This window comes from Arachnia propionica, assembly GCF_003932785.1.
GTDB lineage: Bacteria > Actinomycetota > Actinomycetes > Propionibacteriales > Propionibacteriaceae > Arachnia > Arachnia propionica_B.
The window spans coordinates 1-11946 of the sequence record NZ_RQYT01000035.1 but is presented as its reverse complement, the minus strand read 5'-3'; the positions used below and the strand labels follow the sequence as shown (position 1 = coordinate 11946).

Here is an 11946-nt window from a genome sequence, read left to right as displayed (position 1 = left end):
TGCTCACATGTTTCTTCTCGAGACCCTGACGAGTGTTCCGCTTCTGAACACCATCTGGTTCGTGCTCATCGCCGTGCTGTGGATCGGCTTCTTCTTCCTGGAGGGCTTCGACTTCGGTGTGGCCATGCTGCTTCCCATCCTGGGGCGCGACGACAAGGAGCGTCGCGTCATGGTCAACACGATCGGCCCGACGTGGGACGGCAACGAGGTGTGGTTGCTGACGGCGGGCGGGGCGACCTTCGCTGCCTTCCCGGGGTGGTACGCCTCCCTGTTCTCGGGCCTGTACCTGCCGCTGCTGCTGATCCTCGTGGGTCTGATCCTGCGTGGCGTGGCCTTCGAGTACCGCTCGAAGAGCCCCGACCTGAAGTGGCGCAACATGTTCGACTGGTTCGCCATCATCGGCTCCTTCCTGCCGTCGCTCGTGCTGGGGGTGGGTTTCGCGAACTTCGTCATCGGGCTGGCCAACGACAACAAGCTCTGGAACGGCAACTTCTTCGGCCTGTTCGGCCCGTTCGCCCTGCTGGGCGGGGTCCTGTTCATCGTCCTGTTCATCGTCCACGGCGCCACCTTCGTCGGGTTGAAGACCCGTGGCGAGATCCAGGAGCGCGCCGAGCAGCTGGTGCGCCGGGTCGGGTGGACGGCTGTGGCTCTCATGGCCCTGTTCGTCGGCGCACAGCAGATCTTCCACCCTGCCCGGAGCGAGTTCGGCGACTTCACGGTCGTCGGCGTGCTGCTTGCGGTCATCGCCGTCGTGTCCCTCGGCGCGTCGGTGTACATGACGGGGCACAGGTCACGGGAGGGCTGGGGCTTCATCCTCGGCGGGATCTCCGTTGTCACGCTCATCGCGGGCATCTTCCTACGGATGTACGGCAACCTCGGCTTCGTCCAGGACACCAAGGTGGCCCCGGACGCCCGGCTCAACATCCTCACGGCGGCGGCCTCGGAGACCACCTTGACCCTCATGACGTGGTTCACCGTGATCTTCCTGCCGATCGTCCTGGCCTACCAGGCCTGGAGCTACTGGGTGTTCAGCCGCCGCGTGAGCCGCAAGAACATCCCGGATGGGATCGTGTACTGAGTTTTCACCAGCCGGTAGCCTGACACCATGGCAGGACCGGTGGAGCCGAGACTTCTGAAACGTGCCGGGGCGACCAGGAACCACCTGGTCGCCTCGGTTGTTGTTGGCGTCGTGACGGCGGTGTTGGTGATCGGCCAGGCATGGCTGCTGGCGAACCTCATCGCGATCGTCTTCCGTCTCCTGGCTCTTCCCCCGGACTGGGGCCTGACGTTGGGGCTGCTGGCGGCGGTCTTCGTGGCGCGGGGGCTGTTGGCTTGGGTGAGTTCCGTGCTGGCCCATCGGTCAGCCGCGGCGGTGAAGTCGCAGCTGCGTCGTGACGTCCTCACCGCGCACCTGCGACGCCCGACGGCTTCCTCGGCGAGCCTGGTGCGAATCGTCACGACGGGGCTCGACGCGTTGGACGGCTACTTCTCGAAGTACCTGCCGCAGCTGGGGCTCGCGATGACGGTGCCGTTCCTTGTCGGCGGGGTGATCCTGCTGGCGGACTGGCCGAGCGCGTTGATCGTCGCGTTCACGCTGCCGTTGATCCCGGTGTTCATGGCCCTCATCGGCTGGACGACGCAGGCGGCCACCCGTCGCAGCTTCGCCCGCGCCGACAAGCTGGCGAATCACTTCGCGGATCTCATCCAGGGCCTGCCGACGTTGCAGGCCTTCGCGCGGGCGCGGGCGCAGCGCAAGGGGGTGGAGCTGACGGAGGGGCAGTACCGCTCCGAGACGATGAAGGTGCTCTACGTCTCGTTCCTGTCCTCGTTCGCGTTGGAGCTGCTGGCGTCCTTGTCGGTGGCGGTCGTTGCGGTGACGGTGGGGTTCCGGCTGGCCTTCGGGGAGATGCCCTTCGTCATGGCGTTGTTCATCCTCATCCTCGCGCCGGAGGCCTTCCTGCCGGTGCGGCAGGTCGGGGTGCACTTCCACGACTCCGCCGACGGGGTGGCCGCCGCGAAGGCGGCCCTCGACCTCATCGGCGACGACGCCCCCGCCCCGTCGCGGGAGCTGCCGCCGGGGAGTTCGCTGCGGCTGGAGGGGGTCGGGTTCACCTGGCCGGGGGCGGCGGCCCCCACCGTCACCGGCCTGGACCTCGACGTCCCGGAGGGGCGGGTCGTCGCGTTGACGGGGCCGTCGGGGTGCGGGAAGTCGACGGCGTTGACCCTGGTGCTGGGGTTCCAGACCCCCGCCTCGGGCCGGGTGCTGGTCGACGGTGTGGATCTGGCGGAGTTGGATCCGGCGGCGTGGCGTCGTCGGTTGGCGTGGGTGGCGCAGACCCCCGGCATGGTGGCAGGTACCGTCGGCGACAACGTTCGATTGGGGTCCCCCGGGGCGAGCGACCAACAGGTGGCGCAGGCCCTGCGGGAGGCGGGGGCGGACTTCCCCGCGTCGAAGGGGGTCGGCGACGACGGCGAGGGCCTGTCGGCCGGGGAGCGGCGACGGGTGGCGCTGGCCCGGGCGCTGCTGCGGATCCGTCACGAGGGGGCCCGGCTGCTGGTGCTCGACGAGCCGACGGCGGGGCTGGACGCGGAGACGGAGGCCGCGGTGGTGCGTGCGGTGCGGGCCTCGGGTGCGGGCGCACTCGTGGTGACGCACCGTCCCGCGGTGATGGCAGCTGCGGATGAGGTGGTGACGCTGTGAAGGGCTTGTTGACGACGCTGCTGGCGGAGGTGCCGAAGGGGCGAGGCCGGCTGGCCCTGGCCATCCTGTTGGCGTTCCTCGCCTCGTTCTCCTCGGTGGCGCTCATGGGGTTGTCGGCGTGGCTCATCAGTTTCGCGGCGCTGATGCCCCCGGTGCTGTATCTGCAGGCCCCCGCTGTCGGGGTGCGGACGTTCGCGATCTCACGTGGTGTGTTCCGTTACGTGGAGCGGCTGGTGGGGCACGACGTGGCGCTGAGGATGCAGTCGGCGCTCCGGGTCCGCACCTACGACGCGCTGTCCCGGACGACCCTCATCGGGGCTCGGCGCGGCGATCTGCTGACCCGGGTGATGGCGGACACGGAGGCGGTGACGGACGTCCTGGTGCGGGTGCTGATCCCGTTCTCCTCGGCGCTGCTGGTGGTGACGGCCGCGTCGGTGGGGGTCGCGGTGATCTCCCCCGGGGCCGGGGCGGTGCTGTTGGCGACGGCGTTGGTGGCCGGATTGCTGGTGCCATGGTTGGCGCAGCGTGCGTCGTTGCGGGTTGATGAGGCGGCGGTTCCGACACGAGGGCGGCTGTCGGATGCGGTCCGGGAGCTGGCCCGCACAGCCCCTGATCTCGCGGCCTATGGCGCGGAGGCACCAGCGTTGGAGCGACTGCTGACCATCGACACCGAACTGCGGGAGCAGGAGGCGCGGGGGGCATGGGTGCGTGGCGTCGCGGCGGCGGTGCAGGTCGTCGCGGCGGGTGTGGCGGTGGTCGCCGGGTTGGCGATCGGCGGTCCGGCCGTGGCGGCGGGGCAGCTGCACCCGACCTTCCTCGCGGTGCTGGCGTTGACCCCGTTGGCGTTGCACGAGGTGCTGGCGACCTTCACGCAGGCGGCGCAGACGTGGACGCGGGCGCGGTCGGCTCTGGGGCGGGTGGCCGAGGTGCTGGAGGCGGATCCCGTCGGCACGGGCGACGTGGTGCCCGACGGCGGGGCCGCCCCGGGGCTGCGGCTCGATCGCGTGAGCGTGGGCTGGCCGGGCGGCGAGCCGGTACAGCGTGACCTGACCCTCGAGGTCCGCCCGGGCGACCGCGTCGCCCTGACGGGGGCCTCGGGGATCGGCAAGACGACGGTGGCGGCGACGGCGATGGGCCTGATCCCGCCGCTGGCTGGGTCGCTGGAGCGTGGCGGCCGCGTCGGGTATCTCGCCCAGGATGCGCACATCTTTGCGACGTCGGTGGCGGAGAACGTGCGGATCGGCAACAAGGACGCCTCTGACGAGGAGGTGGCGGCGGCGTTGGCGAGCGCTGGCCTGCCGCTGGATCCGGATCGTGTGGTCGGGGAGGACGGGGCGACCCTGTCCGGGGGCGAGCGGCGTCGGCTGGCGCTGGCGAGGCTGCTCGTCGCGGACCGTGACCTGTGGATCCTCGACGAGCCGACGGAGCACCTGGACCAGGCGACGGCCGAGGCCCTCATGGCGGACGTGTGGCGGGCGTCGAGGGGCCGCGCGGTCCTCGTCATCACCCACGACCCGGCGGTGGTCGCGGCCTGCGACCGGGAGCTCCGGCTCGGCTGACCGCCACCGATCGCGACCCCTGCCCCGGGTGTTGTCGCCAGACCGCGACATGGGTCTCGTTCGGCCCGGGGGTCGGCTAGAGTGGCGCCGTGATCGATGAACCGCCGTGTGGGTCGCGGCGCCTGAAGGTGGCCCAGTTCACCGACAACTACGGACCCGGTAGCAACGGCCTCATGTTCGCCGTCCAGCAGCTCGAGGGGAATCTCCTCGACGCCGGCCACGAGGTCGTGGTCGTCGCCCCCAAGGCGAAGGGACCCAACCCCCACCTGGGCCGGGAGGGCCGCGTCGAGATCCGGCTCCCCTCCGTGCGGGTGCCGAACATGCCCACCCGGGTAGCGAGCGGCGCCCGGTTCGAGCGGACCATCGAGAAGATCCGCGACCTCGACCCCGACGTCCTCCACGTCCACGGGCTCGGCACCGTCGGCGCCCTCGGCGTGTGGGCAGCGCGTCGTCTCCGCAAGCCGCTGCTGATGACCTGGCACACCGACTTCGACGCCTACGCCGACCACTACTCGGCCGTGCTGCCGCTCCTGCGCGGCGTCGTGCAGGCCTTCGCCCGCATCACCCACGGCGAGGTCGTCGACGTCGAGGATCTCCGGGAGGCAGCCGTCCGCTTCGAGGACCGGGGCCGCTCCACCGCCACCCTGCTCGGGCTGTGCAAGAAGATGCTGGACAGCTCCTACCTCGTGACCACCCCCTCACCCAAGACCGCATCCCGCTGCCGCGAACTCGCCCCCGACGCGAACATCATGGTGGTCCCGAACGGCGTCGACCCGCTTCCCGAGGGGCCGCCGCCGATGGAGCGCCCTCCCGGCCCGCTCGTCCTCTACGCGGGCCGGATCGCCCCCGAGAAGGGGCTGCCGCTGCTCGTCGAGGCCTTCGAGATGGTCGTGGCGCAGCGTCCCGACGCGCGGCTCATGGTGGTCGGCGACTGGCAGCGTTACCCCCGGATCAAGAAGGTGCTCGCCGCCGGTCGCGACCGCGGCCACATCATCCTCCCCGGCGAGCAGAAACGCGACGCCCTCGGCGCCTTCTACCAACTGGCCGACGTGTTCGCCTTCCCCAGCCAGACCGACACCCAGGCCCTGGTCCTCCACGAGGCGGCGCTGGCCGGGCTGCCGATCGTCTCCGTCGACCCGGGGCTGCAGCTCGTGCTGGAGCCGGGGGTGAACGGTGAACTGGCCCGACCGACCCCGGCCTCCCTCGCCGCCGCGCTCATGCGGGTCATCAATCGGCTGCCCGACGCCCGCTGGCGTGCCCGCGCCTCGGCGACGTCGAAGCGGCTGGCCGGTCAGTGGAGCATCGACTCGCAGGCGCAGGAGATGCTGCGGCTGTACGGGCTGGTCGCGGAGCGGGCTCCCGTCCTCACCCGCTGACATCTCACCCGGGCAGGCCGCGTCGCCAGGCCTCGATGGTCATCTTGGCGGTGTACAGGTCCGCTCCGGAGTACTGCCGGTAGAGCTTGATGGCCTGCATGGTTCTCCCGGCGGTCAGGGCCCGCATCACCTCGTCGCGCTCCTGGAGGGTGATCTGCCGGGGGCCGACGGTGGGAGTGGCGGCTTGGGGACGCAGGGCGCGCACCACCCGCGGAACCAGCGCCATCAGCAGCAGGATGGCGGGAATGATGATGAAGGCCCGCCCTCGCAACGGACTGAACATGACGAACAGCACGAACGCCGTGGGCAGCACCCATTCGAGGCCACTGCCCCTCCTCCGTGCGGGCCGGGGGGCGTGGTGCCTCAGCGCCGGATCGTGACGGTCGTGGCGGTGGGGGGAGTCCGGGGAGCCGGGCGAATCCGGCGATCCGTGCCACCGGGTCTCCGGCAGCACCACCTCCGGCAACGGCTGCCGCCACGACGTACCGCCCGGCAGGTCGTCGAAGAGCCGCTCAAGGTCATTGCCGGTCCTCGCCTCCAGGACCGCCTGGACGCGCTGCTCGAGTTCCTCGACGGTGAGCCGCCCCTCGACGTGGAACTCCTGGAGTCGCCGGACGGCCTCATCCCGCTCGTTGTCCCCGATCCGGATGTGCCCGTCCTCCATGGGTACCCAGCGTAGCGCTCGGCCCACGCGTCCACTGCGCGCCCCTTCGCTGGCGGCTGAACGGCGAACGGGCCGACCCCCGTCGAGGGGCCGGCCCGTCGTGTGGCTTCGGGCGAGGATCAGACGGTTTCCCAGTTCACCGTGATGACCCCGGCAGCCGTACCGCCGATGGTCTCCATGGCCGCCTTGGACAGATCCAGGCAGCGTCCGGCGATGTAGGGGCCGCGGTCGTTGATCCGCACGATGACGGACTTGCCGTTGGACGGGTTCGTCACCTTGACGCGGGTACCGAGCTTGAGGGTCTTGTGGGCGGCGGTGAGGTCGTTGGGATTGAACTGCTCGCCGCTCGCGGTCATCTGCGGCTGCCAGTAGTAGGAGGCCTTGCAGGTGTTGCCGCTGGCGGGGGTGAGATCCGACGACTCGTCGCCCGGGTTCGACGGCGCCGGCTCCTCAGCCTTCTTCTCCTGCTTCTCCTCCTTGGTGCCGATGAGGGTGACCTCCTTGACCGGCTCCTTGGTGATCTCCTCGCCCTGGAGGGTGGAGTTCTGCAGCACGCCGTCGTGGTAGACCTCGAGGTAGGTCTCCACCTTGACGCCATTGGCACCCTTGGTCTTGACCTTCTTCTTGCCCTTTGCGAGGTCGGCGCTCTCCTCCTCGGCCTTCTCGAAGGGGATCTCAACCTCCTTGGTGGAGGTGGACTGCGTCACCACGACGACGCTGATCTCCAGGCCCTCAGTGAGGACGGTGTCGGCGGCAGGGGTCACGATGTCGTCCTCGTCGGGGGTGACTCCGGCCTCGCCGAGGACGTCAGCGACGGTTCCGGCGAGCTTGTGCTGGCTGGCCTGCCCCTGGTGGGTGAGGGTGACGTTCTTGGCGGTGGTGATCTCGAGGTCGAGCCCCTCGCGACCGATCGCGTCGGAGCGGGATGCGGACAGCTTCGAATCGGGCTGGTTCATGCCGAGGAAGGCGAGCGCCTCCTCGACGGTGCGGGCAGTGGTCCAGACGGTGCGCTGCTCGCCATCGACGGTGAGATTGAGTTCCCGACCGTAGAGGACGCTGATCTCCATCCCGTCGGTGACCTCGGAGTCGACGGCAGGCAGGACGACGTCGTGTTCGCCGACGGTGATTCCCTGCAGGTCCAGCACCTCGCCGACGCTGTCCTCACGCACCGACAGTTCCGTGACCACCCCGTCGACGACGAGGGACACGTCATTCTTGTGCATGGCGCTCGCCAAGGACGCGCCTCCCACGAGGGTCAGCGCGAGTCCTCCTGCGGCGGCGGGGATCCAGATGTGTTTCTTGGCCATCAACGACTCCTGGTCGAACTCTCGCCGGGTGTGCCCGACTGAAGCATCTTAAAGGAAGCCTGAGCCAAAGCCAAACAAAGTCTGAGAATCTCTCAGCCGTTGAAGGTCCGTAGCCGCAGCGAGTTGAGCACGACGAAGACGCTGGAGCAGGCCATCGCCGCACCCGCGATCATGGGGGTGAGCCAGCCGAGGGCCGCGATCGGCAGCGCGGCCACGTTGTAGGCGAAGGCCCACATGAGGTTGCCGCGGATGGTCCGGTCCGTGGCCCGCGACAACCGCACCGCAGCGACGACGCCGTGGAGATCGTCGCGCATGAGGGTGAGGTCGCTGGCAGCAGCGGCCGCATCGGCCCCGGCCCCCATGGCGATGCCGAGGTCGGAGACCGCCAGTGCAGCGGCGTCGTTGACACCGTCGCCGACCATCGCCACCCGGGACCCACGCCCCTGCAGGTCGCGGATGACCGAGACCTTGCCCTCGGGCAGCACCTCGGCGTGAACCGTTCGGATACCGACGGATGCCGCAACCTCCTCGGCCACCTCGGTGGCATCGCCGGTGAGGAGGACCGGCTCCAGGCCGAGGGCCCTGAGATCGGCCACTGCCTCCCGGGCGCCCGGCTTGAGGCTGTCGCCGACGACGATGCGGCCGAGCAGTTCCTGGTCGGCGACGACGAACACCTCGCTGCCCAGCGGGCCGGATCGTTCCGGCGCCGGGATGCCCAGCTCGGCGAGGAGGCGACGGGATCCGGCGTGGACCGTCACCCCGTCGACGGTGGCGACAACGCCGCGCCCCGGCAGGGCCTCGAAACCGGCGGCTGGCCGCGGAGTCGGGGCGGCGGCGACGATGGCGCGGGCGATCGGGTGCTCCGATCCCGCCTCGACGGCCGCGGCGAGCCCGAGCAGGTCGTCGCGGCTGCCTCCGGGACTCGGTTCGACCGCCAGCACGGACATCACTCCCGTGGTGAGGGTGCCGGTCTTGTCGAGGACCACGACGTTGACGGCGCGGGCCTTCTCGAGGGCCTGGGCCCCCCGGATGACGATGCCGAGCTCGGCACCGCGCCCGGTGCCGACGAGGAGGGCGGAGGGGGTGGCGAGACCGAGCGCGCAGGGGCAGGCGATGATGAGGACCGAGATGGCAGCGGTGAGGGCGAAGGTGAACCCTGCGCCGAGCAGCAGGTGGACGATGCAGGTGAGCGCGGCGAGGGCCAGCACCCCGGGGACGAAGAACTCGGTGATCCGGTCGGCGAGGCGCTGCGCCTCCGCCTTGCCGGTCTGCGCCTCCTCGACGAGTCGCGCGATCTGGGCGATCTGCGTCGCCGAACCGACCGCCGTCGCGCGGACGAGCAGCCGCCCGGTGGTGTTGACGGAGCCACCGACGACCAGGGATCCGACTCCCACCTCGACGGGCAGCGACTCGCCGGTGATGATGGAGGCGTCGACGGCGGACTGCCCGTCGATGACCTCGCCGTCCGCGGAGACCTTCTCGCCGGGGCGGACGACGACGACGTCGCCGACCCGGAGCCGGTCGGCCGCAACGGTGGTCTCGACGTCGTCGCGCAGCACCACCGCCTCCTTGGCGGCGACCTCCATGAGTGCCCGGACGGCCGAGCCGGCCTCCCGCTTGGACCGGGCCTCGATCCAGCGGCCGAGGAGCAGGAAGGCGATGATCCCTGCGGCGGCTTCGAGGTAGATGTTGCCGAGCGGGTCGGAGTGGCCGAGGGTGATGCTGAACTCGTGCCGCATCCCGATGACGCCGGCATGCCCGAACAGCATCGCAATGATCGACCAGCCGAGGGCGACGAGGGTGCCGAGGCTGACCAGGGTGTCCATCGTCGTGGTGCCGTGGCGAAGGTTGCGCCAGGTGGCGGCATGGAAGCTGCGCCCACACCAGAGCACGACGACGGCTGTGAGGACCAGGGCCACCCACTGCCAGCCCGGGAACTGCCAGGCGGGGATCATCGACACGGCGATGACGGGGACCGCGAGACCGAAGGCGAGCCGGACCCGCGGCAGGAGGGTCTCGGCGCGTTCCTCCCTGGGCTCGACGGCGGCGGGGCTGGCCCCGTACCCGGCGGCCTCGACCACCTTGACGAGGTCGTCGGCGGTGGTGCCGCGTGGGGCGAGGATCTGCGCGCGCTCCGTCGCGTAGTTGACGGTGGCGCTGACTCCCTCGACCTTGTTGAGTTTCTTCTCGATCCGGTTGGCGCAGGCGGCGCAGGTCATGCCCTGGAGGTCGAGGCTGATCTCGGTCAGGCGCTCACCGGGTCGGCGGGTGTCCTCGGGCAAGGGCTCAGGCCTCGACGACGGTGTACCCGCCCGCCTCGGCGACCGCAGCGATGACGGCGTCGAAGGGGATGCGGTCGTGGGACTCGACGAGGGTGCGTCCGCTCTCCCAGTCGACCTGGACGCCGGTGACGCCGTCGATCTCCTGGAGTTCCTCGGTGACGTGCTTGGCGCAGTTGCCGCAGGTCATTCCGCTGACGATGTAGGTGGTCTGCATGTGTCCTCCTGGGGTTGGTGTTTCAACGGGTGAGCCGGGAGATGGCGGTCATGGCCTCATCGAACTTCTGCTGTGCCGCGTCCCCGCCCTCACGGGCGGCGGCGGCCACGCAGTGCTCGAGGTGGTCCTTGAGCAGGGCCATGGCCACCGATTTCAGGGCGCTGTTGACTGCTGAGACCTGGGTGAGGATGTCGATGCAGTACTCGTCCTGCTCGATCATCCGGGCAATACCACGCGCCTGCCCCTCGATGAGTTTCATCCGGCGCAGGTAGGCCTCCTTGGCGGCCGTGTACCCGTGCTCGACCCCGCAGCACTCCTCAGCTGTCTCCACGAGGAGCACTATACCCCCCAGGGGTAGGGGCGGCCACCCCGGCCACCCTACGAAGAGGCCGTCGCGGCCACGAGCAGAGTGAGGACGTCCCAGATCTTGAGGAGCCCGATGATGATGCTCAGTACCGCAATGCCCATGCCGCCGAGTTCGAACTTCGCCACACTCCTCACCGCTCTGACGCCGACGACCACCGCCACGACCGGGGTCAGCCCGAACAGGGGAGCCCACAGCGACAGGAGGGCCAGGAAGCCGGCCAGAGCAGCCGTGGAGTCCAGCGGAAGAGCACTCTGTTCAACCCCGTTTCTGTGCAACGCTCGTGGCCCACTTCGCACCACGGGAGGCAGGTCGACCACCCTCCCGGGAACCTCGGGTAGCGCAGCCCGACATTTCGCACAGGTCAAATCCGAGGACAGCGCCCGCGTCCCGCACTCCCGACACCGCAACACGTTACCGCTCATTCCAGAATCCCTTTCGTTTTCAAAGTGTTACCCTCCTTCTCCGCCGCTCACACCGGACAGGGTGCGCCAGTGCGTGGTCCGTGTCGAGAACTCCCCCATGTGGGTTTCAAACCTCTTCCCAACTCAAGGCATTGACTCAAAGCGGGCGGTCCACGAACTCCCCGACCCAGTCACCGCCCCAGTTCTCCATGCTCAAGGCGTTGTTCACGACCTTCTTCACCGCTGGTCGAGCCGGACTGGGCGCGCCAGCGCTCCGTCCGTGTCGAGACCCTTGGCACACGATGCTGGAACTCGAGCCGAGCGGGACCCCCCTGGGTCTCGACACGGGCCCTCCGCAGGCTCCGGACCCGGCTCGACCAACGGCGGAAACAACCACCTCAGCCCTCACCTCTGACGGGGCGTCGGCACTGGCAGCGGGTCAGGTATCGGCGAAGGCGCCGGACCAGTCCAACGGAACGAATCCAGAATTCCATAGGCATCATCACTCACCATGTCCCGATCCCCACCCGAGGACAGATCAAACAACCACACCCCATCATGACGCAACACATGCCACTGCTCCCAGACAATCTCCTTCCCCACCTTCTCCATCACTTCACGCACCCTCATCCCGACAGCTCGCTCCCCACCGATCGTCCGCTCAGGCAAAACCTCAAAACCGAAGAACTCTGAACTCGAGAAGTAATCCACCTGGGTTTCAAACACCTCTTCCCAACTCAACGCATTCACCCGAAGCGGCCGATCCGTGAACTCGTCCGCCCACTCACCACTCCAGTTCTCTATAACCACGCCGACCGGGGGCTTCACATCCTCAACCCTCCGCCCATAGAAATACGCCTTCTCGTACTGAATCCACCGAACTACCTCCCAGCCCTCCGGCACCACGAGATCATAATGATCCGCATTCTCCGTCGGCATCAATACCCGAGACGGCTTCGGCGAAGGCGGCCCCTCACCGCCAGGGGCTCCCTCAGGAGAACATCCCACTGACAAGGCCATCACTCCACCAACAATGCCACCCATCAACACACGACGACGCATCACATCACCTCCC

The 11946-nt window shown here is 69.1% G+C and carries 11 protein-coding genes; 4 read left to right on the top strand and 7 right to left on the bottom strand.

Annotated elements, in window-relative coordinates:
* Positions 1 to 7: 7 nt before the first annotated feature.
* From cydB to EII35_RS12060, 4 genes are all read left to right on the top strand, one after another.
* On the top strand, positions 8 to 1078 hold the full coding sequence (gene cydB / locus EII35_RS12075; protein WP_125228720.1) for a cytochrome d ubiquinol oxidase subunit II: 1071 nt from the start codon (positions 8 to 10) through the stop codon (positions 1076 to 1078).
* A gap of 27 nt (positions 1079 to 1105) precedes the next feature.
* Positions 1106 to 2701, top strand: a complete 1596-nt coding sequence (gene cydD / locus EII35_RS12070; RefSeq protein WP_125228719.1) for a thiol reductant ABC exporter subunit CydD — start codon at positions 1106 to 1108, stop codon at positions 2699 to 2701.
* Positions 2698 to 4260, top strand: coding sequence for a thiol reductant ABC exporter subunit CydC (gene cydC, locus EII35_RS12065; protein WP_125228718.1), 1563 nt, complete (start codon positions 2698 to 2700; stop codon positions 4258 to 4260). Before cydD ends, cydC begins: the two co-directional genes overlap by 4 nt.
* A gap of 89 nt (positions 4261 to 4349) precedes the next feature.
* Positions 4350 to 5636 carry a glycosyltransferase gene (locus EII35_RS12060; RefSeq protein WP_125228717.1) on the top strand — a complete coding sequence of 429 codons (1287 nt, stop codon included), beginning with the start codon at positions 4350 to 4352 and terminating at the stop codon, positions 5634 to 5636.
* Between the two features lie 4 nt (positions 5637 to 5640).
* Here EII35_RS12060 and EII35_RS12055 read toward each other — a convergent pair whose 3' ends face one another.
* The 7 genes from EII35_RS12055 to EII35_RS12030 form a co-directional block, all read right to left on the bottom strand.
* Complete coding sequence (locus EII35_RS12055; protein WP_125228716.1) at positions 5641 to 6300, bottom strand: DUF1707 SHOCT-like domain-containing protein; 660 nt, start codon at positions 6298 to 6300, stop codon at positions 5641 to 5643.
* A gap of 119 nt (positions 6301 to 6419) precedes the next feature.
* Positions 6420 to 7607 carry a septal ring lytic transglycosylase RlpA family protein gene (locus tag EII35_RS12050; RefSeq protein WP_125228715.1) on the bottom strand — a complete coding sequence of 396 codons (1188 nt, stop codon included), beginning with the start codon at positions 7605 to 7607 and terminating at the stop codon, positions 6420 to 6422.
* A 92-nt stretch (positions 7608 to 7699) separates the two neighbouring features.
* On the bottom strand, positions 7700 to 9889 hold the full coding sequence (locus EII35_RS12045; protein ID WP_395858249.1) for a heavy metal translocating P-type ATPase: 2190 nt from the start codon (positions 9887 to 9889) through the stop codon (positions 7700 to 7702).
* A gap of 4 nt (positions 9890 to 9893) precedes the next feature.
* Complete coding sequence (locus EII35_RS12040) at positions 9894 to 10103, bottom strand: heavy-metal-associated domain-containing protein (RefSeq protein ID WP_125228714.1); 210 nt, start codon at positions 10101 to 10103, stop codon at positions 9894 to 9896.
* A 22-nt stretch (positions 10104 to 10125) separates the two neighbouring features.
* A complete protein-coding gene (locus EII35_RS12035; RefSeq protein WP_312019306.1) occupies positions 10126 to 10434 on the bottom strand; it encodes a metal-sensitive transcriptional regulator in 309 nt (102 codons plus the stop codon).
* A gap of 47 nt (positions 10435 to 10481) precedes the next feature.
* Positions 10482 to 10745 (bottom strand): hypothetical protein, encoded by a 264-nt coding sequence (locus EII35_RS15985; RefSeq protein ID WP_185744309.1) that lies wholly within the window; start codon positions 10743 to 10745, stop codon positions 10482 to 10484.
* 531 nt (positions 10746 to 11276) lie between these two features.
* On the bottom strand, positions 11277 to 11946 hold a 670-nt coding region (locus EII35_RS12030; RefSeq protein WP_221739739.1), incomplete at its 5' end, for a hypothetical protein.

Bases quoted from the DNA above. Each gene is read 5' to 3' on its own strand.
- cydB (WP_125228720.1), top strand. From the start codon at position 8: ATGTTTCTTCTCGAGACCCTGACGAGTGTTCCGCTTCTGAACACCATC.
- cydD (WP_125228719.1), top strand. From the start codon at position 1,106: ATGGCAGGACCGGTGGAGCCGAGACTTCTGAAACGTGCCGGGGCGACC.
- EII35_RS12055 (WP_125228716.1), bottom strand. From the start codon at position 6,300: ATGGAGGACGGGCACATCCGGATCGGGGACAACGAGCGGGATGAGGCC.
- EII35_RS12050 (WP_125228715.1), bottom strand. From the start codon at position 7,607: ATGGCCAAGAAACACATCTGGATCCCCGCCGCCGCAGGAGGACTCGCG.
- EII35_RS12040 (WP_125228714.1), bottom strand. From the start codon at position 10,103: ATGCAGACCACCTACATCGTCAGCGGAATGACCTGCGGCAACTGCGCC.